This window comes from Streptomyces sp. NPDC088785 (assembly GCF_044750685.1).
Taxonomy (GTDB): Bacteria; Actinomycetota; Actinomycetes; order Streptomycetales; family Streptomycetaceae; genus Streptomyces.
Map to the genome: position 1 here is coordinate 1 of NZ_JBIVKH010000023.1, position 20,285 is coordinate 20,285.

General features: G+C 74.3%; 16 protein-coding genes and 2 pseudogenes. 16 read left to right on the plus strand and 2 right to left on the minus strand.

Annotation, left to right across the window (positions count from 1 at the left end; translation table 11 throughout):
- From ACIP5K_RS34775 to ACIP5K_RS34820, 10 genes and pseudogenes are all read left to right on the plus strand, one after another.
- A pseudogene (locus ACIP5K_RS34775) lies at positions 1 to 232 on the plus strand (hydrolase TatD); the annotation flags it as partial.
- Positions 233 to 235: 3 nt separating this feature from the next.
- A complete protein-coding gene (eboE, locus tag ACIP5K_RS34780) occupies positions 236 to 1,405 on the plus strand; it encodes a metabolite traffic protein EboE (RefSeq protein WP_401416303.1) in 1,170 nt (389 codons plus the stop codon).
- Positions 1,402 to 2,847 carry a nucleotide pyrophosphatase/phosphodiesterase family protein gene (locus ACIP5K_RS34785; protein ID WP_401416306.1) on the plus strand — a complete coding sequence of 482 codons (1,446 nt, stop codon included), beginning with the start codon at positions 1,402 to 1,404 and terminating at the stop codon, positions 2,845 to 2,847. The genes eboE and ACIP5K_RS34785 overlap by 4 nt, the downstream gene beginning before the upstream one ends.
- A 71-nt stretch (positions 2,848 to 2,918) precedes the next feature.
- Positions 2,919 to 3,248 carry a 4Fe-4S dicluster-binding protein gene (locus ACIP5K_RS34790; protein WP_401416308.1) on the plus strand — a complete coding sequence of 110 codons (330 nt, stop codon included), beginning with the start codon at positions 2,919 to 2,921 and terminating at the stop codon, positions 3,246 to 3,248.
- Positions 3,245 to 5,221 (plus strand): hypothetical protein, encoded by a 1,977-nt coding sequence (locus tag ACIP5K_RS34795; protein ID WP_401416311.1) that lies wholly within the window; start codon positions 3,245 to 3,247, stop codon positions 5,219 to 5,221. The genes ACIP5K_RS34790 and ACIP5K_RS34795 overlap by 4 nt, the downstream gene beginning before the upstream one ends.
- 40 nt (positions 5,222 to 5,261) lie before the next feature.
- Positions 5,262 to 6,653 carry an amidase gene (locus ACIP5K_RS34800; RefSeq protein ID WP_401416314.1) on the plus strand — a complete coding sequence of 464 codons (1,392 nt, stop codon included), beginning with the start codon at positions 5,262 to 5,264 and terminating at the stop codon, positions 6,651 to 6,653.
- A 3-nt stretch (positions 6,654 to 6,656) separates the two neighbouring features.
- Positions 6,657 to 8,168 carry a glutamine synthetase gene (locus ACIP5K_RS34805; RefSeq protein ID WP_401416315.1) on the plus strand — a complete coding sequence of 504 codons (1,512 nt, stop codon included), beginning with the start codon at positions 6,657 to 6,659 and terminating at the stop codon, positions 8,166 to 8,168.
- Between the two features lie 74 nt (positions 8,169 to 8,242).
- Entirely contained in the window at positions 8,243 to 9,529 is a 1,287-nt protein-coding gene (gene purB, locus ACIP5K_RS34810) for an adenylosuccinate lyase (RefSeq protein ID WP_401416316.1), read from the plus strand.
- Positions 9,513 to 9,917, plus strand: a complete 405-nt coding sequence (locus ACIP5K_RS34815; protein ID WP_401416318.1) for a GNAT family N-acetyltransferase — start codon at positions 9,513 to 9,515, stop codon at positions 9,915 to 9,917. The genes purB and ACIP5K_RS34815 overlap by 17 nt, the downstream gene beginning before the upstream one ends.
- Positions 9,918 to 10,305: 388 nt before the next feature.
- Entirely contained in the window at positions 10,306 to 10,947 is a 642-nt protein-coding gene (locus ACIP5K_RS34820) for a response regulator transcription factor (protein WP_401416321.1), read from the plus strand.
- A 65-nt stretch (positions 10,948 to 11,012) separates the two neighbouring features.
- On the opposite strand, the gene ACIP5K_RS34825 is transcribed toward ACIP5K_RS34820, so the two are convergent.
- Entirely contained in the window at positions 11,013 to 12,026 is a 1,014-nt protein-coding gene (locus tag ACIP5K_RS34825) for a transcriptional regulator (protein ID WP_401416323.1), read from the minus strand.
- A gap of 276 nt (positions 12,027 to 12,302) precedes the next feature.
- Between ACIP5K_RS34825 and ACIP5K_RS34830 the strand changes: the two genes are divergently transcribed.
- The 5 genes from ACIP5K_RS34830 (at position 12,303) to ACIP5K_RS34850 (ending at position 18,857) form a co-directional block, all read left to right on the plus strand.
- On the plus strand, positions 12,303 to 12,716 hold the full coding sequence (locus ACIP5K_RS34830) for an enediyne antibiotic chromoprotein (RefSeq protein WP_401416324.1): 414 nt from the start codon (positions 12,303 to 12,305) through the stop codon (positions 12,714 to 12,716).
- A 500-nt stretch (positions 12,717 to 13,216) separates the two neighbouring features.
- Entirely contained in the window at positions 13,217 to 15,196 is a 1,980-nt protein-coding gene (locus ACIP5K_RS34835) for an FAD/NAD(P)-binding protein (RefSeq protein WP_401416326.1), read from the plus strand.
- Positions 15,193 to 16,605 (plus strand): adenylosuccinate lyase family protein, encoded by a 1,413-nt coding sequence (locus ACIP5K_RS34840; RefSeq protein WP_401416328.1) that lies wholly within the window; start codon positions 15,193 to 15,195, stop codon positions 16,603 to 16,605. Before ACIP5K_RS34835 ends, ACIP5K_RS34840 begins: the two co-directional genes overlap by 4 nt.
- On the plus strand, positions 16,592 to 18,130 hold the full coding sequence (locus ACIP5K_RS34845; RefSeq protein ID WP_401416329.1) for an FAD-dependent monooxygenase: 1,539 nt from the start codon (positions 16,592 to 16,594) through the stop codon (positions 18,128 to 18,130). The genes ACIP5K_RS34840 and ACIP5K_RS34845 overlap by 14 nt, the downstream gene beginning before the upstream one ends.
- The gene (locus ACIP5K_RS34850) at positions 18,123 to 18,857 is read left to right on the plus strand and encodes an SDR family oxidoreductase (protein ID WP_401416331.1); all 735 of its coding nucleotides are present in this window, start codon (positions 18,123 to 18,125) and stop codon (positions 18,855 to 18,857) included. Before ACIP5K_RS34845 ends, ACIP5K_RS34850 begins: the two co-directional genes overlap by 8 nt.
- Before the next feature lie 129 nt (positions 18,858 to 18,986).
- Here ACIP5K_RS34850 and ACIP5K_RS34855 read toward each other — a convergent pair whose 3' ends face one another.
- The gene (locus ACIP5K_RS34855; RefSeq protein ID WP_401416332.1) at positions 18,987 to 19,760 is read right to left on the minus strand and encodes an alpha/beta fold hydrolase; all 774 of its coding nucleotides are present in this window, start codon (positions 19,758 to 19,760) and stop codon (positions 18,987 to 18,989) included.
- Positions 19,761 to 20,011: 251 nt separating this feature from the next.
- Here ACIP5K_RS34855 and ACIP5K_RS34860 point away from each other — a divergent pair.
- Positions 20,012 to 20,285: pseudogene (locus tag ACIP5K_RS34860) on the plus strand (hypothetical protein); the annotation flags it as partial.

Consider the following 20,285-nt stretch of genomic DNA (forward strand, 5'->3'; position numbering starts at 1 on the left):
GCAGAAGGTGCTGGTCAACTCGGCCGCGGACTGGGGCAGGAGCGATCCGCTCAAGACCCGGCGGGTCGGCGAGGCGATGCTGGCGGCCGGTTTCAGTGACGACGACGTCGACCTTGTGCTGTGGCGCAACCCGGTCGCCTTCTACTCCCTCAGCGGCCGCCTGCGGTTGGATCTCGTCGAACCGGCGTCGCCCACTCATGAAGGCAACTCGATTCTGCGCGGGGGAGCGTGAGCCGTGCGCTTCCGCCACCGCGACGGCTCCACCGTCCACCTCGCCTACTGCACGAACGTGCACCCCGCCGAGACCCTCGACGGCGTCCTGGCGCAGCTGCGCGAGCACTGCGAACCCGTCCGCCGCCGCCTGGGCCGCGACCGCCTCGGCATCGGCCTGTGGCTCGCGGCGCCCGTCGCCCGCACCCTGGACGGCGACCCGGCCGCCCTGCGCTGCCTGCGCACCGAACTCGACCGCCGCGGCCTCGAGGTCGTCACCCTCAACGGCTTCCCCTACGAAGGCTTCGGCGCCCAAGAGGTCAAGTACCGCGTCTACCGGCCCGACTGGGCCGACCCCGAGCGCCTGGAGCACACCCTGGCCCTCGCCCGCGTCCTGACCCGCCTGCTGCCCGACGACGTCACCGAGGGCACCCTCTCCACCCTGCCGCTGGCCTGGCGCACCGCCCACGACGACCGGCGCGCCGCCCGCAGCCGCGCCCACCTGGCCGAACTCGGCCGCACCCTGGACGAGCTGGCCGAGGCCACCGGCCGCTCCGTCCGCGTCGGACTGGAACCCGAACCGGGCTGCGTCATCGAGACCACCGCCGACGCCATCGCCCCGCTCACCGCGCTTGACCACCCGCGCCTCGGCGTCTGCGCCGACACCTGCCACATGGCGACCTCCTTCGAGGAGCCCGCCCCCGCGCTCGCCGCACTGGACGCCGCCGGCCTGCGCATCGTCAAGGCCCAGCTGTCCACCGCGCTGCACGCCGAACACCCCGCCCACCCCGACACCCGCGCCGCCCTGGCCGCCTACGACGAACCGCGCTTCCTGCACCAGACCCGCACCCGCACCGCCGGCGCCCTGCACGCCACCGACGACCTCGGCCCCGCCCTCGACGGCGCCGCCCTGCCGCACGACAGCGCCTGGCGCGCCCACTTCCACATCCCGCTGCACGCGGCCCCCGCCGCCCCGCTCACCTCCACCCTCGATGTGCTGGACGAGGCCCTGGGCGCCCTGGTGGGCGGCGAACGGCCGCTGACCGGCCACCTGGAAGTGGAGACCTACACCTGGCCGCAGCTGCCCGGTGCGGCCCGGCCCCGCGACGCGGACCGGCTCGCGGACGGCATCGCCGCCGAACTCGCCACCGCCCGCGACCTGCTGACGGCCCACGGCCTGAAGGAACTGACATGACCGCGCCCGCCGCCAACCCGCTCCTCGTCCTGGACGTCGTCGGCCTCACCCCCCGCCTCCTGGACCACATGCCGCACCTCACCTCCCTCGCCCGGTCCGGCACCCGGGCGCCGCTCACCCCCGTGCTGCCCGCCGTGACCTGCTCGGTGCAGGCCACCTTCCTGACCGGCCGCACACCCGCCGAGCACGGCATCGTCGGCAACGGCTGGTACTTCCGCGACCTCGGCGAGGTCCTGCTGTGGCGCCAGAGCCACCGCCTCATCGACGGCGAACGGATCTGGGACGCCGCCCGCCGCAGCCACCCCGGCTACACCGTCGCCAACATCTGCTGGTGGTACGCCATGGGCGCCGACACCCAGTGGACCGTCACCCCCCGCCCCGTCTACTACGCCGACGGCCGCAAGGAACCCGACTGCTACACCTGGCCGCCGGCCCTGCACGACGAACTCACCGCGAAACTCGGCACGTTCCCGCTGTTCTCCTACTGGGGGCCCGGCGCCGGCCTGCCCTCCTCGCAGTGGATCATCGACGCGACCCGGCACGTGATGACCACCCGCTCACCCGACCTGACCCTGGCCTACCTGCCCCACCTCGACTACGACCTCCAGCGCTACGGCCCCGACGACCCCCGCTCCCACCGCGCCGCCGCCGAACTCGACGCCGCCCTCGGCCCGCTCCTGGACGACGCCCGCGCCCAGCGGCGCGAGATCGTGGTGCTGTCCGAGTACGGCATCACCCGCGCCGAGCGGGCCGTCGACATCAACCGCGCCCTGCGCCGCGCCGGCCTGCTGGAGGTGCACACCCAGGACGGCATGGAGTACCTCGACCCGACGGCCTCGCGCGCCTTCGCCGTCGCCGACCACCAGATCGCCCACGTCTACGTCCACGACCCCGCCGACCTCGCCGCCACCCGCACCGCCCTGACCGGCCTGCCCGGCCTGGGCCAGCTCCTGGACGACGACGGCAAGAAGGCCCACCACCTGGACCACCCGCGCTGCGGCGACCTCGTCGCGCTGGCCGAACCCGACGCCTGGTTCACGTACTACTACTGGCTCGACGACGCCCGCGCCCCCGACTTCGCCCGCCACGTGGAGATCCACCGCAAACCCGGCTACGACCCGGCCGAACTCTTCCTCGACCCGCAGGACCCCTACGTGCGGGTGCGGGCCGCGACCGCGCTGGCCCGCAAGAAGATCGGCATGCGCTACCGCATGGCCGTCGTCCCGCTCGACCCGGCCCCGGTGCGCGGCAGCCACGGACTGCTGCCCCACCACCCCGACGACGGCCCGCTGCTGCTGTCCTCGCGCCCCGGCCTCGGCGCCGGGCCCATCGCCGCCACCGACGTCAAACGCCTGCTGCTGGACCTGGCCGGAACAGGCCGCGGCCCCGCCCTGGCCGCCGCCGCTCCAGCAGTCCCCAACCCGCGCTCCGCAGGCGATTGAGACGCGCCCGCGAGCATCGACAGGTCAGGTTCGGTTGTGGTCGACACCGACTCAAAAATGAGGTCACGCCCGTGGAAATCAAAGCTACGCCGGCCGCGCCGTCCGCACGGGCAGAGCGCATCGCCGAACGCAGCCGCCCCGACGCCTGGAAGAAGGCGCCGCGCCGCATCGAGAAGTCCGAGTGCATCACCTGCGACTCCTGCCTGCGCGGCTGCCCCGCCGAGTTCGGCGCGATCTTCGACCGCGGCCTCGACGTCGTGATCGTCCCCGAACTGTGCTCGGGCTGCCCGGTCTGCGTCCTGGAATGCCCCGTCGACTGCATCTACGTCGACGAGGACTGGACCCCCACCGACGACGCGATGTGGAACCACGTCGAACTCACCGCAGGAGGCCCCTCGTGACCAGCTCCGCCGGGCGCGAGTCCCGCCGCGCCGCCAACGCGCGCAAGCGCATCAGCCGCCGCCCCAGCCGCCTGGGCACCCCGGCCGGCACCACCGCCAAGCCCGACCGCACCGCCGAACCGGACGCCGGTTTCCCCGGCCTGCTCCAGCGGGTCTGGCAGCGCGCGACCGCCACCGACGACCTGCGCTCCACCCTGCACATCCTGCTCACCCTCGACGGCCACGTACCGGCCGACGTCCAGCTGCGGGCCCTGGGCCTGCGCGACGAGGCGGCCCTGGCCGCCCTGTCCGGACTGACCTGGCGCACCACCACCCCCGCCGCCGGTGCGGGCACGGCCGCCGACACCGCTGCTGCCGCCGACGCCGACACTGCTGCCGCCGCCGCCGATGACGAGATCGTCTTCGAGGGCGAGATCGCCCTGTCCACCAGCGGCCGCATCCTGCTGCGCGTGCCCTCCCAGGAACCCCTCGCCGCGCACGACGTCGTCGCCGGCGTGCTCCGCGTGTCCTGGACCCGCACCGTCCTGGAGCGCTACCGCGCCGCACTGGAGCGCTCCGGCGCACGGCTCGCCCAGAGCGCCGCCGAATGCCGCGCCTGGCTCGCCGAACAGGGCCCCCAGGGCCGCGACGCCCTGCTCGAACAGGCCAAGGAAGCCGCCCTGCGCACCGCCCCCTTCGTCCTCTACCAGGACCAGCGCCAGTACACCAACTTCCGCGGCCACAACACCCTCACCGGCAAGACCCTGTGGCCCGGCCACCCGGACTGCACCCTGAGCACCCTCCAGGGACTGCCCCTGGACCTGTGGTCGGACCACGACGTGCACCTGCTGGTCTGCCTGGGCCTGCTCATCCGCTCGGCCGGCTTCGGCCGCGTCGAGGAGGCCAACGGCACCCAGCTCACCCTCGACCACGTCGCCCACATGCTGGAGCGGGTCCGCGGCCTGTACAACGAGGCCCTGCCCGCCGCCCACGCCGTGCCCGCCGCCACCGGCCCGCTCGCCTCCCTGATGGACCTGGCCGACGCACTCGGCGCGGTACGCCCCCGCGTCGGCGCCTCGGTGCAGCTCTACCGCGAGATCCACGGCGCCCTGATGCACAAGATCGAACGGGTCGCCAAGGCCCCCGGCGACGCCGCCCGCGCCCGCGAGGACGCCATGGTCGCCCGCCTGCGCGAACGCCTCGGGCTGGACGGGACCACCCTGGAGGAGCTCGGCCGCGACGTCGCCGCCTCCCCGCACTGGCTCGCCCGGCCGCACCGCGAGCACGGCACCGGCCTGGAGTCCCTCGTCCACGAGAGCGTCGCGGCCTGCGCCGAGGCCTTCGAGGCGGACTTCGCGATGAGCCGCGGCATGCGCTCGCTGCCCGACCTCATCACCGCGCTGCGCGAGGAGCGCTGGGCCGAGCTGTGCGACTGGGACATCACCCGCTTCTTCTGCTGCGTGGTCCCCGGCCCCACCGCGGGCCGCCACTTCGCGGACTCGGCCGCCGCCGTCGCCGACACCGCCTGGGCGATGTCCTCGCGCATGCAGTACAACTCCTGGCACTTCGTGGCCGGCAACATCCCCCGGGTCCCCGAGGTGATCGCCCGCGACCACTTCGTCCCGCCGACCATCCCCGACGTCGCCTTCTACTCCGACCAGCACCACCACGGCCACGTCAACAACAAGGTGCGCTTCTCCATCCGCTCACCCCAGGCCGTGGAGGTCGACGGACGCCGCTTCAACGGCTTCATGGACCTGCGCCTGCTGCGCTGCGAGGGCACCCCCTTCGACGAGCAGGACCTGCTCGCCGCCCACCGGGTGTCCGCCTTCATCGCCGCCGCCACCGGCCAGGCCGCCGCCCTGGCCGCCGCCGGCGAACCCCTGGAGGTGACGGCCTTCGACGCCGCCTGGCACTGGTCGGCCATCACCCGCACCGACCCCGCCGACGCACCCGGCGCCCCCGGCCTGCGCGAGACCCCCTTCGCGGCCTGACCCCTTCGACCGGCCCGCAGAGAAAGGCAGGAGGACCCCGATGACCAGCCGCGGAGTCAGCCACACCCTGGGACTGCTGCGGCGCGGAGACACCTCCGTCGTGGCACACGTCCAGTCCGTCCTGAGCGACATCGAACAACGCGACCACCTGGACGCGTTCGTCGCCGTGGCCGGCGACGAGGCGCTGCGGGCCGCCGAACAGGCCGACCGGCGCATCCGCGAACTCGGCGCGGACGCCTGGCGCAACACCCCGCTGCTGGGCGTCACCGTCTCCGTCAAGGACCTCCTGCAGACCCGCGGCCTGCCCACCACCCGCGGATCGCTGCTGCCCAACGACCGCCCCGACGAGGACGCGCCGGCCGTGGCCCGGCTGCGCGCCGCCGGCGCCGTCATCGTCGGCAAGACCACCACCTCCGAGTACGGCTGGAGCGCCTCCACCGTCGCCCGCACCGCCCCGCCCACCCGCAACCCCTACGACCCCGCCCTGACCGCCGGCGGCTCCAGCGGGGGAGCGGCCGCCGCGGTCGCGGCGGGACTGTGCGACGGCTCCCTGGGCACCGACGGCGCCGGCTCCATCCGCATCCCGGCCGCCTTCTGCGGAGTCGTCGGCTACAAACCCTCCTACGGGCGGGTGCCCTACTTCCCCAACGGCGCCGAACGCCTCGCCCACCAGGGCCCCATCGCCCGCACCGTCGACGACGCCGCCCTCCTCGCCCACGCCATCGTCGGCCCGCACCGCAGCGACGCCGACTCCGGCCTGGGCTCGCTGGACTCGCCCCGCGACCACGAGGTGCTGCGCATCGGCTGGATCGAGTACGAGGGAACCGACGACGACATCCGCCGGGCCACCGACCGCGCCCGCGACGCACTGAGCGCCCAGGGCCACCTCATCGAGGACATCGAGGTCCGCTGCCACGACATCTACCCCGCCCTGGTCGACATCGTCGCCGCCAGCGAGGCCGCCGGCACCGCACCCCAGGACGAGGAGTGGATCGACACCGGCCGCCTCCAGATCGTCCGCCACGGACGCACCGTCAGCGGCGCCACCGTGATGCGCGCCCAGGAAGTGCGCCAGAACCTGCGCAACATCCTGCGCTCGGTCATGGACCGCTTCGACCTGCTGGCCATGGCCACCGTCCCCATCGAGCCGTTCGCCGCCGACGCCATCGGCCCCTCCTGGGCCGCCGACCCGCGCGACCTGCTCTGGCTCGACTGGGCACCCGCCTCCTACCCCTTCAACATGACCGGCCAGCCCGCCCTGTCCCTGCCCGCCGGCCCGACCCGCTCCGGACTGCCCGCGGGCGTCCAGCTCGTCGGCCCCGTCGGCGCCGACGACCTGGTGCTCGCCGTGGCCCGCCGCCTGGAGGCGGACCTCGCCACCGCCCCCCGCCCCGAGCACACCCTGCGCCCCCTCGCCGAAAGGACTAGTTGAGCCATGTACGCCCGGTCATGGTCGTCGCCCTCCGCCGAGGGCAGTGTCGGCAGCCCCTCCTTCGTCGCCCACCACCAGCTGTGGGACGACGCCCGCACCGCCGCCGCCGCCGAGATCACCTCCCGCCTGGACCACCTCGACCTCGTCCGCCTGGTCTTCGCCGACCCGCACGGACTGGCCCGCTCCAAGACCCTGACCGCCCAGGCCTTCCGCGGCGTGCTGCGCAACGGCATGAACTTCAGCCCCGGCCCCTTCGTCTTCGACACCGGACACGCCGTCGCCGTGGACTTCACCGGCGAGCACGGCATCGGTGTCGACGAGATCTCCGGCGCCGGCAACTTCGTCCTCGTCCCCGACCCGCTGACCTTCCAGCAGCTGCCCGGCGACGGCCCCCGCACCGCCTGGGTCATCGGCGACGAGTACCTGCGCGACGGCACCCCCCACCCGCTGTCCGCCCGCGCCCTGCTGCGCCGCACCGAGGCCCGCTACGCCGCCCGCGGCCTGACCCCCGCCCTCGGCCTCGAGGTCGAGTGGTACCTCACCCGCCGCCTCGACGACGCCCCCGGCAACACCGGCAACGGCTTCGGCCTCCAGGGCGACGCCCCGCGCGTGGCCGCCCTCAACGCCGGCTACCAGTTCAACCTCGACGCCGCCTACGACACCGCGGCCCCCCTCACCGACCCGCTCGCCCTGTACCTGGGCGCCCTCGGACTGCCCCTGCGGTCCATGGAGCACGAGTCGGGACCCGGCCAGATCGAGACGACGTTCAGCCCCATGTCGGCCCTCGACACCGCCGACGCCATGCTGCTGTTCCGCACCGTCACCAAACGCTGGTGCGCCGCCCGCGGCCACCACGCCTCCTTCATGTCCCAGCCCCGCCTCGACGGCGCCGACCCCAGCGGCTGGCACCTCAACCAGTCCCTGCTCGACACCGCCACCGGCCGCCCCCTGTTCGCCGCCGAGGGCCTGTCCGGCGGCATCTCACCCAGCGGCAAGGCCTACGCCGAGGGCCTGCTCGGCTGGGCCCGCGAACTGTGCCTGCTGTCCGTGCCCACCGTCAACGGCTACCACCGCCTGGGCGCCGCGCACTCCCTGGCCCCCACCCGGCTGGGCTGGAGCGTGGAGGACCGCACCGCGATGCTCCGCGTCGTCGGCAGCGGCGCCGGCGCCCACATCGAGAACCGCATCGGCGAACCCTGCGCCAACCCCTACCTCAACATCGCCGGCCAGCTCTTCGCCGGCCTCGACGGACTCACCGCCGCCGCCCCCGCCGCCCCGGCCGCCGCGGCGCCGGCCGCGACCGGCGACACCACCGTGCCGCAGTCCCTGCGCGAGGCGCTCGACGCCTTCCGCACCGGCCGCGCCGCCCAGTTCCTGGGCGCCCCCCTCGCCGCCACCCTGACCAAGCTCAAGGAGAGCGAACTGCGCCGCTACGAGGCCTGGTGCCTGCACACACCGCCCGCACCCGGCCAGGTCACGGACTGGGAACAGCGCGAGTACTTCGGCGCCTACTGAACCCACCCGCGCCCCCGCGCCCCCGCGCCCCCGGCGCCCTCCTTCTCCGCCCGCCCACGGACAAAGGCCCCTTCATGATCGCTCGCTACACACGGCCCGAGATGGCGGACCTCTTCACGGACCAGCACCGCTACGCCACCTGGGTCCAGGTCGAGATCCTCGCCTCCGAAGCACAGCAGCAGCTGGGCCGGGTGCCCCGGGCGGCCGTCGAGGACATGCGCGCCGCCCCGGTGCCGCTGGCCACCCGGATCGCCGAGTTCGAGAAGGAACGCGACCACGAGGTCCTCTCCTTCCTCGCCGCCTACTGCGAGAACATCCCCGAGGACTCCGCCCGCTGGGTCCACCTCGGCATGACCAGCTACGACCTGGTCGACACCGCGCTGGGCCACACCCTGGCCCGCGCCGGCGACCTGCTCATCGCCGCCACCCGGCAGCTGCGCACCGTCCTGGCCGACCGGGCGGCCGAACACTGGGACACCGTCATGGTGGGCCGCACCCACGGCGTGCACGCCGAACCCACCACCTTCGGCCACAAACTCGCCGGCTACGCCTTCGCCGTCGACCGCTCCCTGACCCGCCTCACCGCCGCCCGCGACGCGATCGCGGTGGGCACCGTCTCGGGATCCGTGGGCACCTACGCCCTGATCGACCCCTTCGTCGAGAGCTACGTCTGCGACCGCCTCGGCCTGGCCTGCGAACCCGCCCCCAGCCAGGTCGTCGCCCGCGACCGCCATGCCCAGCTCCTCCAGGCCGTCGCCACCCTGGGCGCCTGCGTCGAACAGATCGCCCTGGAACTGCGCCTGCTGCAACGCACCGAGGTGCGCGAGGTCGAGGAGGCCCGCAGCACCGCCTACCAGGGCTCCAGCGCCATGCCCCACAAACGCAACCCCACCACCAGTGAACGCCTGGTGGGACTCGCCCGGCTGCTGCGCGGCTATGCCGACACCGCCCTGGAGAACGTGGCACTGTGGCACGAACGCGACCTCGCCCACCAGAGCGTGGAGCGCGTCATCCTGCCCGACAGCCTGTGCGTGTCGCACTTCCAGGTGACCGCCGCCACCCAGCTCCTGCGCTCCCTGACCGTGCACGGCGACCGGATGCGCGCACACATCGACACCACCGACGGCCTGGTGCACAGCTCCGCGGTCCTGGCCGACCTGCTGGGCGAGGGCACCGAACGCGAACACGCCTACCGCTCCGTGCAGGCCGCCGCCAACCACACCATCACCACCGGCGACCACTTCGCCGACTCGCTCGCCGCCCAGGGACTGCGCCTGCCGCCCCTGACGCCCGAGCGGTTCCTCGTCAACCACGACGTCATCCGCAACCGATTGGAGAGTCTCCGTGAGCTGGACAGTTGAGCGTGTCGAGGGCAGCAGCCTCGATCTGGACGAGGTGCTCGGGGTGTACCACGCCTCCGGGCTGGGGGAGCGGCGTCCCGTCGAGGACACCGCCCGCATGGCGGACATGATCCGCCTGGCCAACCTCGTCCTGGTCGCCCGCGACGCGGACGGCACGCTCATCGGCATCGCCCGCAGCGTCTCCGACTTCTCCTACGTCACCTACCTCTCCGACATCGCCGTGGTCCGCGGCCAGCAGCGCTCGGGCGTGGGACGGGCCCTGATCGACGCCACCCGCAAGCAGGCCCCGACCGCGAAGATCGTCCTGCTGTCGGCGCCCGCCGCCGCCGAGTACTACCCGCACATCGGGTTCACCGCCCACCACTCGGCGTGGGTGCTCAACCCCTAGGACCCGTCCGGCGGATCTTGCCGCGGGCCACCCCGGCGGCGGCCCGATCCGCCGGACAGGCCCCGGCGGTCCGCGCGGGCCGGGCGGGCCGGGCGGGCCGGGCGGGCCGGGCGGGCCGGGCGGGCCGGTCGGGCCGGTCGGGCCGGTCGGTCCTGGATCGGGACTCGACCGCCCGCCGCTAGCGTGAACGCGGACACCAACGACCCGGCCGGCCCGGGGTCCGGGCCGCCCGGACGGTGTCCGCACACCGTCGGCGACCGCCCCCGGGCGGTGCAGGCTCCCGGGGGAGACCTTGACTCACAACGCGTCAGCTGCGCTGCTTTTGCCCCGCGCCCCGCAACCCCTGCGCCCACCGCAGGACACCACCGCCGCCGGCCGGCGCATCCTCGTGGTCGATCACGACGCCGGCCCCGCCGAGACCCTGGCCGCCCAGCTGCGCCGGCACGGCCACCTGCCGGTGTGCGCCCGCAACGGCGCGAGCGCCCTCCAGGCGCACGAGGACGCCGACGTGGTCCTGCTCGACCTCGAACTGCCCGACCTGGACGGGCTGGAGGTCTGCCGCGCGATCCGCTCCGTCAGCCGGGTGCCCGTCATCATCGTCACCGACCGCCGCTCCGAACTGGACTGCGTCCTGGGTCTCCAGGCCGGCGCCGACGACTACGTGACCAAGCCCTACGGCCTGCGCGAGCTGATGGCCCGCATCGAAGCGGTCCTGCGGCGCACCCACTGGCAGCCCGGCACCGTCAGCGAGGTCCGCCACGGCCGCCTCCACATCGACGTGGGCTCGCGCGAGGTCAGCGTCGACGGCCGCCCCGTCACGCTGACCCGCAAGGAGTTCGACCTGCTGAGCCTGCTCGCCGCCCACCCCGGCACGGTCGTCTCCCGCAAGCAGCTCCTCAAGCAGGTGTGGGGCGAGACCTGGTCGCGCCGCACGGTCGACACCCACGTCAGCAGCCTGCGCGGCAAACTCGGCGACGGCGCCTGGATCGTGACCGTACGCGGCGTCGGCTTCAAACTCGGCGAAGCCTGACCCGCCCGCCCGCCCGCCCGCCTGTCGTGCGGGCGTGCGGGCGTGCGGGCGTGCGGGCGTGCGGGTCAGGCGTCGCGCAGTTCCCCGGCGAAGACCCGCCACAGCTCCGAGTGACCGTCCATCAGCTCGGCCAGCTGCCGCGTGCAGTGCGGCGGCAGATTGGCGATGATCCGCTCCCGGTCCCGGGCGATCAGCGAGCAGGCGTCCAGCATCCGCAGCACCGCCCGGCCCATCTCGTTCAGCCGCAGCGACGGATCCCGCCGCAACGCCTCGAACAACAACGCCAGTTCGTCCGCCGAACGCACTCCACCCGCCCGCTCGGCGGCCGGCTCCGGCGCGGCCGCCCGCCCCCCGCCCGCCGCCGCCGCGCCGCCGCGCTGTCCGGGCAGCACCGGATCGTCACCGCGCAGCAGCCGGTCGCGGACATCGGCCACCGTCGCGGGGGAGATCCCCGCCTGCCGGGCCACGGTCCGCAAGGACGCCGACGGATCGGCGCGCAGCAACCGCCCCGCCACCTCCCGGCCCTGCGCCGTGCTCAGCGGCCGCGCCCGCCCGTCCAGGCCGACCCGCCGCTCGCACCGCTCCACCCCCGCCAGCGCGGCCCGCACCGCCGAGACCTTCTTCGCCGACAGTCCCGCCACGGCCGCGATCGCCCGGTCCGACCAGTGCGGGCGCGCCGCCACGATCCGCTCGGCGGCGGCGACCCGGTCGGCCTGCGGCAGCGTCCGCCCCTTGATCACATTGAGGGCCACCGCCAGCAGCGCCGCATCCTCCAGCGACCCCTCGAAGAACCGCACCCCGATGTCGTGGTGGCCCTTGAGACGGGCGGCCCGCAGCCGGTGCAGCCCGTCCACGACCGTCATGGTCGGCCGGTGCACCAGGATCGGCGGCAGCTCGGTGCCCAACTCGGCCAGCGCCAGCGCCCAGTCGGGATCGACCCCGCACGAACGGGGCGTGAACGACGTCACCACGTCCGCCAGCCGCACCCGGTGCACCGGCGCCGCGCGCACCGTGTCCCGCAGCGCGAGCAGCGAGTCCGAACTGCCGTCGGGATGGGCGAGTGCGACGGGCTGAGGCATCACTTTCGGCTCCTCGCTGGACACGGCCGGCCAACCGGCGAAGACCGGCACGGACGGGGATGGGTCGGGCACGACGGCCCGCCCCGCATTCTTCCCCCGCCGCCTGACGGCGCGCTGACGCAGCCCTGACATCCGCCGCCCGCCGCCCCCACCCGGCAACGCCCTGCAGCGGGCGTCGAGCGCTTCTCCAGCGAACCTCAGCCGAACGCGGCCAACCTGATGGTGCGTGATCACCCGCACGCCCCGTCACCCCCATACACGATGTGGAGTTCTCCCATGCAGTTCACCCGTTCGCGTCTGTCCCGGCTCGCCGTCCTCGGTGCGGGCGCCGCCGCCGCCCTGGCCCTGGCCACCGGCCCGGCCTCCGCCGCCCCGGCCCTGTCCGTGACACCCGCAGGCGGTCTGTCCGACGGCCAGACGGTCACCGTCAACGGCTCCGGCTACACCGCCGGGGAGCAGGTCGCCGTCGCACAGTGCGTCCAGAACACCAAGTGTGCCGACGGCTACGTCGTCGCCACGGCCGACGCCGGCGGCGCCTTCCAGGTCACCCAGACCGTCAAGAAGGCCTTCCAGGCGACGGACTTCGGCACCGGCGCCGTCAGCTCCGTGGACTGCACCGTCGTCCAGTGCCAGCTCGTCGCCTGGAACGAGGCGCGCGGCCAGCTCGGCACCGACATCTCCTTCGGCTGACCCCTGCCCCGGCAGTAGGCCGGACCCGCGCGGTCGACCTCGCGCGGACCCCGGCCCACCGCCCCGACGACGGCCACCCGCCCGGCGATCCCGCGCGCGGTGGCCCTCGTACGGCAGCGGCCGAGGGCGCGCGGCGACCCCGCGCACGACCAGCACCCCTTCCCCGGTGACCCCCCTCACCGCGGAAGGGGTGCTCGCGCTGCCCCCACCCGCCCGCCCCGCCCGCCACCCCCGCCACGACAGGCCCTAGCCGGATCCGAGCCCTGATTGAGCGCCCCGACCCACCGTGGCGGAGGAAGGAGGCGCTGTGGACACCGTGCACGCACCCCAGGGCGCCGGTTCACCGGCCCCTTCGACCGACCGCCGATGAACGCGCCGTTTCCGCCCTGCCCGGTACTCCGGGAACCCACCCTGACCTCCGGGGGCGATGCCGGACACACCGCTGCCGGCGCCGCGGCGCTCGCCGCCCGCCACCCCCGACTGCCGAGCGGAGTGTCCTTGTGAGCAGCGGACGTCTCGAAGTGTGCCTCGTCGGTGCCGGACCACGCGGCTTGTCCGTGCTGGAACGGATCTGCGCGCAGGAACGCAAGTCCCCGTACTGGGAAGAGATCGTCATCCACGTCGTCGACCCCGCGCCGCCCGGCTCGGGCCGCGTCTGGCGGGCCGACCAGCCACGCCACCTGCTGATGAACACCGTCGCCTCCCAGGTCACCGTCTACACCGACAACAGCGTCGACATCGACGGCCCGCTGGAGGAAGGCCCCAGCCTCTACCAGTGGGCCAAGGCCCTGGGACCCAGCGCCCTGACCGCCCACTCCGGCCGCGCCTACGACGACCAGACCCTCGCCGAGGCCCGCGACCTGGGCCCCGACACCTACCCCACCCGCGCCCTGTACGGCCAGTACCTGAACTGGGTGTTCCGCCAGGTCACCGCCAACGCCGCCGCCCACATCACCGTCCGCGTGCACGCCCTGCGGGCCGTCGCCGCCGACGACGACCCGGCCGGCACCCGCACCCAGCAGGTGACCCTGGAGGACGGCACCCGGCTCACCGGCCTGTCCGCGATCGTCCTCGCCCAGGGCCACGTCCCGGCCCGCCCCTCCCCGGCGCAGACCACCCAGGCCGCCTTCGCCCGCGCCCACGCCCTCACCTACATCCCTCCCGCCAACCCCGCCGACGTCGACCTCTCCCGCATCGCCCCCGGCGAGAACGTCCTGCTGCGCGGCCTGGGCCTGAACTTCTTCGACTACATGGCGCTGTTCACCCACGCCCGCGGCGGCGTCTTCCAGCCGGCCGCCGACGGCCGCCTGATCTACCACCCCTCGGGCCGCGAACCACGCCTGTACGCCGGATCCCGCCGCGGCGTGCCCTACCAGGCCCGCGGCGAGAACCAGAAGGGCGCCCACGGCCGCCACCTGCCCCGCCTGCTGACGGCCGACCACATCGCCCAGCTGCGCGCCACCCCCGGCCGCCGCCTGCGCTTCGGCCGCGACCTGTGGCCCCTGGTCTCCAAAGAGGTCCAGAGCGTCTACTACGAGACGCTGCTCACCCCCCGCCACAGCCCGCCCGCCGTGGCCCGCTTCGTCGAGCGCTACCTGCACACCGAACCCGGCCCCGCCGAGGACGCCCTGCTCGACGAAGCCGGCGTCACCGCCGGCGAACGCTGGAACTGGGACCACGTGCGCGACCCGCTCGCCGCCCACACCTTCGAGAACCCCGCCGCCTTCCGCACCTGGCTGCTCGGCCACCTCCACGAGGACCTGCGCCAGGCCCGCGCCGGCAACGTCGAGGGCCCCCTCAAGGCGGCCCTGGACGTCCTGCGCGACCTGCGCAACGAGATCCGCCTCGGCGTCGACCACGGCGGCCTCGACGCCGCCTCCCACCGCGACGAACTCGACGGCTGGTACACCCGCCTCAACGCCCACCTGTCCATCGGCCCGCCCGCCTCCCGCATCGAAGAGATGATCGCCCTGATCGACGCGGGCGTCCTGCACGTCGTGGGCCCCGACCTCCAGGTGGACACCACCACCGACGGCCCGCACGGCGCCGCCTTCACCGCCCGCTCACCGCGCATCCCCGGCTCCCCGGTGCACGCCACCACCCTCATCGAGAGCCGGCTGCCCGACATCGACCTGCGCCGCACCGCCGACCCCCTGATGCGCCACCTGCTGCGCACCCAGCAGTGCCGCCCCTTCCGGCTCACCGGCACCACCGACTACGAGACCGGCGGCCTCGACGTCACCGAACGCCCCTACCGGCTGCGCGACGCCCACGGCCGCCCCCACCCCCGCCGCTTCGCCTACGGCGTGCCCACCGAAGCCGTGCACTGGGTGACCGCCGCCGGCATCAGACCCGGCGTCGGATCGGTGACCCTGGAGGACTCCGACGCCATCGCCGCCGCCGTCCTCGCCCTGCCCCGCCCCCGCGACGCCGCCCCCACCCGGCCGGCGGCCGGCACCAGCGCGGGAGCCACCGCATGACGGCCGCCCACCTCGACGCCGGCCTGCTCTCCCCGGTCCGCGCCGGCACCCCGGCCGAACAGGCCGTGGGGGACACCGCCTGGCTCCAGGCCATGCTCGACGCGGAAGCCGCCCTGGTCCGCGCCCAGGCCCGCTGCGGCACCGTCCCCGACAGCGCGGCCAGGGCCATCACCCGCCTGGCCCGCGCCGAGCACCTCGACGTCCGCGCCCTCGCCCTGGCCGCCCGCGAGACCGCCAACCCCGTCGTCGGCCTCGTCAGCGCCCTGACCGCCCTGGTCACCGCCCAGGCCCCCGAAGCCGCCCCCTACGTCCACCGCGGCTCCACCAGCCAGGACGTCTTCGACACCGCCGCGATGCTCGTCGCCCGCCGCGCCCTGGACCCCACCCTCACCGACCTGCACACCATCGCCGACACCCTGGCCGCCACCGCGGCCGCCCACCGCGACACCGTGCTCGCCGGGCGCACCCTGGCCCTGCACGCCGTGCCCACCACCTTCGGCCTCAAGGCCGCGGGCTGGCGCCACCTCGTCCTCGACGCCGCCACCCGCCTCCGACGCGTCCGCGACAGCCTGCCGGTCTCCCTCGGCGGCGCGGCCGGCACCCTGGCCGGCTACCTCCAGCACGCCGGCCCCGACCGCACCGGCGCCGACGTCGCCGACCGGCTCACCGCGGCCTTCGCCGCCGAGACCGGCCTGGCCGCCACCACCCTGCCCTGGCACGCCCTGCGCACCCCCGTCGCCGACCTCGGCGCCGCCCTCGCCCACACCACGGGCGCCCTCGGCAAGATCGCCGCCGACGTCCTGGTGCTGGCCCGCACCGAACTCGCCGAGGTCAGCGAACCGGCCGGCACCGGACGCGGCGTGTCCTCGGCCATGCCCCACAAACGCAACCCCGTCCTGGCCACCCTCATCCGCTCCGCCGCCCTCCAGGTCCCCGCCCAGGCCGCCGTCCTCGCCCAGTGCCTGGTCACCGAGGACGAACGCTCCGCCGGCGTGTGGCACGCGGAATGGCAGCCGCTGCGCGAATGCCTGCGCCTGGCCGGCGGCGCGGCCCACACCGCCGTCGAACTCGTCGCCGGCCTCACCGTGCACCCCCACCGGATGCGCGCCAACCTCGAAGCGACCGGCGGCCGCATCGTCTCCGAACGGCTGTGCGCGGTCCTCGTGCCCCGCCTGGGCGCCGCCGCCGCCCGCACCCTCCTCGACGACGCCAGCGCCCACGCCGCCGCCACCGGCCGCCCGCTCGCCGACGTCCTGGCCGAACTGCCCCGCCTCGACGGCGTACTGACACCGCACGAACTGGCCGCACTGACCGACCCGAGCGGCTACACCGGCGCGGCCGGCGCCCTGGTCGACCGGTCACTCGCACCCAACCACTCACACACAGGGGTCGAAGATGGGCACCACTGACACCGATGTCGTCATCGTCGGAGCGGGCCCCGTCGGCCTGATGCTCGCCGGCGAACTCCGCCTGGCCGGCGTGGACTGCGTCGTACTGGAGACCTCGCACCGCCCGACCGACCAGTCCCGCGCCCTGGGCTTCACCGCCCGCACCATCGAAACGTTCGACCAGCGCGGACTGCTGCCCCGCTTCGGCGGCTTCGACACCATCCCCATCGGCCACTTCGGCGGCGTCCCCCTGGACTACCGCGAGGTGGAGGGCGGCTCCTACGGCGCCAAGGGCGTACCCCAGTCCCTGACCACCGCCGTCCTGGAGGCATGGGCCGGCGAACAGGGCGCCGACATCCGCCGCGGCTGGCACCTCACCGGCTTCGACGCCGAAGCCGACGCCGGCACCGCCGTCGACGTCGAGGCCCAGGGCCCCGACGGCCCGCACCGGCTGCGCGCCCGCTACCTCGTGGGCTGCGACGGCGCCCGCAGCACCGTCCGCAAACAGGCCGGCATCGCCTTCCCCGGCCACGACGCCCGCATCGAGATGTGCTTCGCCGAGGTCGTCGGCTGCCAGGTCCGCCCCCGCCCCAACGGCGAACGCCTGCCCGGCGGCCTCGTCCTCGCCTTCCAGCAGGGCCCCGACACCTACCGGGTCACCTACTACGAGCGCGGCGCCGTCCCCCGCCCCGGCGACCAGGCCCCCTCCTTCGACGAGGTCGCCACCGCCTGGCAGCGCCTGACCGGCGAGAACATCCGCACCGGCACCCCGCGCTGGATCGGCCGCTTCACCGACCAGAGCCGCCAGGCCGCCGCCTACCGCAGCGGCCGCGTCTTCCTGGCCGGCGACGCCGCCCACATCCACCTGCCCATCGGCGGCCAGGGAATGAGCGCCGGCGTGCAGGACGCCGTCAACCTCGGCTGGAAACTGGCCGCGGCCGTGCACGGCCACGCCGGCCCCGGCCTCCTCGACAGCTACCACAGCGAACGCCACCCCGTCGGCGCCCGCGTCCTGATCAACACCCTCAGCCAGCGCGCCCTCTACATCAGCGGCGACGAGATGCAGCCGATGCGCGACCTGTTCGGCGAACTGGCCACCCACGACACCGTGCGCCACCACCTCATCGGCATGGTCACCGGACTCGACATCCGCTACGACGTCGGCCCCGGCGACCACCCCCTGCTCGGCCGCCGGCTGCCCGAACGCGAACTCCTCGCCACCGACGAACGCATCGGCAAGACCACCACCACCCGGCTGCTGCACCGCGCCCGCGGCCTCCTCCTCGACCTCGGCGACGGCACCGCGGCACGCACCGCCGCCGCCGGCTGGACGGACCGCGTCGACGTCGTCGCCGCCCGCCCCCACCCCGACGACGCCGATGCCTTCGACGGCGCCACCACCCTGCTGGTGCGCCCCGACGGATACATCGCCTGGACGGACACCGCCCACGACACCGCCCACGACGCCCCCGACACGCTGACGCACGCGCTCACCCGCTGGTTCGGCCCCGCCGCCGGCCACCCGGAAAGGGACCGACATGCCTGACCGCACCATCGCCCTGGTCACCGGCGCCAACAAGGGCATCGGCCTGGAGATCGCCCGCCGCCTGGGCCGGCAGGGCGCCGTGGTCCACCTCGGCGCCCGCGACGCCGACCGCGGCCGCGCGGCCGCCGCACAGCTCACCGCCCAGGGCATCACCGCCCACCCGCTGCACCTGGACGTCACCGACCCCGCCGGCATCACCGCCGCCGCGGCCGCCCTCGCCGCCCGCCACGGCCGCCTCGACATCCTGGTCAACAACGCGGGCATCACCGGCGCCTTCACCGGCCCGCCCAGCGCCGCCACCCCCCAGGACCTGCGCGAGGTCTACGACACCAACGTCTTCGGCGTCCTGGCGGTCACCAACGCCCTGCTGCCCCTGCTGCGCCGCTCACCGGCCGGACGCATCGTCAACCTCTCCAGCACGGTCGGATCCCTCACCCTGGGCGCCGACTTCACCTCCGCCACCGGCTTCGACGACTACAACCTCATCACCTACCAGTCGTCGAAGACCGCACTGAACGCGCTCACCGTCGCCTACGCCAGAGAACTGCGCGGCACCCCCATCAAGGTCAACGCGGCCAACCCCGGCTTCACCGCCACCGACATGAACGGCCACCGCGGCCACCAGAGCGTCGAACAGGGCGCCACCGTCGCCGTCCGCCTGGCCACGCTCGGCCCCGACGGCCCCACCGGAACCTCCCAGGACGACAACGGACCCGTGCCCTGGTGACCCCCGTCCAACCGCCGCCCCGCGGCGGTTGGACACCCCCGCCGCCACCCCACACCTCGGGGGCGCCCGCCACCGGCGGACGCCCCCGACAGGCGTACCTGATCCACGGCCGGTCCCGGCCCGCACGCCTCAGGCGGTGACGAACTCCACCAGCGCCGGCGCCAGCACCTCCGGCGGAACCTTGTGCCACACACCCGGCAGCGTCAGATGCCGGCAGTTCGGCAGCGCCGCCGCCGTCGCCTGCGCCGCGGCCAGCAGCCACCCACCGGTCTGGTCACTGCTGATGACGACGGACTCCACCTCGAGCGACGCCAGACCCTCCGGCAGCCGGCCGTCCCCGCACAGCGCCGCGTCATAGGGCAGGGTGTGCGCCATCGCCTCGTTCGCCGCCCACATCGGACCGCTCTTCCACTGGTCGATCTCCCCCTGGCTGAAGCCCACCAGATGCGCCAGGAAGTACTCCGAGGCCTCACTGCGCCGCTCCTGCGCCAGCAGCTCGCGCAGCCGCTCGGCGAAGTCCGCCGGCGGCCCGGCGAACCCCGGCATCCGGTAGGGCGGCTCCAGCAGCGCCAGCCGGCTGATGCCCGCCCCGGCCAGCGCCGTCTCCAGCGACAGGATCCCGCCCGTCGACCCGCCGAACACCGCGGCCTGCCCGCCGGCCTCCTCGATCACCGCCGTCAGGTCCTCGACCTCACGGGCGATCGCGTAGTGCGGGGAGTCACCGCTCTCACCGCGCCCCCGCCGGTCGTACACGTAGGTCGTGCAGTACGGCGTCAGCAGCGGAACCAGCGAGTCGAAGACGGAATGATCACGGAACCCGCCGCCCAGCATGACGAGCGGCGGCCCCTCACCGGCCTTCTTGTAAGCAATCGTCGTACCGTCCCGTGAAACGACCTTGCGCATCACACTGCTCCTGTCGAATAGGCGCCCATGACGGCTTCTCCTTGTATGTCGTCCGGAAATTATCCACGCACTTCCAGCGCCGTCAAAAGGTCGCATATTCGACTTCACGCCCGACTGCTCACGGCAACAGCCGCACGGCGTTCAAATCCTTTCTGATCACATTGTCGCCCCGACCGGCCGCCCCTATTCTTCACGGCAGGCAAGTCCAATTCGTGGGCTTTTTTGCGCAGAGAACGACGAGAGAGGTCACCGTGCCCGTAGTCCAGAGCGCCGACGCGCCCGTCTTCAGCTACTCCATGCCCGGCGTCGCCACCGTGGGCGACACCCCGCACCTGAGCGTGCGCGGCCTGGCGGCCCCCAGCCGCGGCTCCACGCAGACCTGCGTGTGGCGCCTGACCATCGCCGGCCAGACCCCGCCGCGCTTCGGTACCGTCGACCACGAGGAGATCTTCCACGTGCTCTCCGGCGCCGCCGACGTCCAGCTCGACGAGGACCTGCACCACCTCGCCGAGGGCGACACCCTCA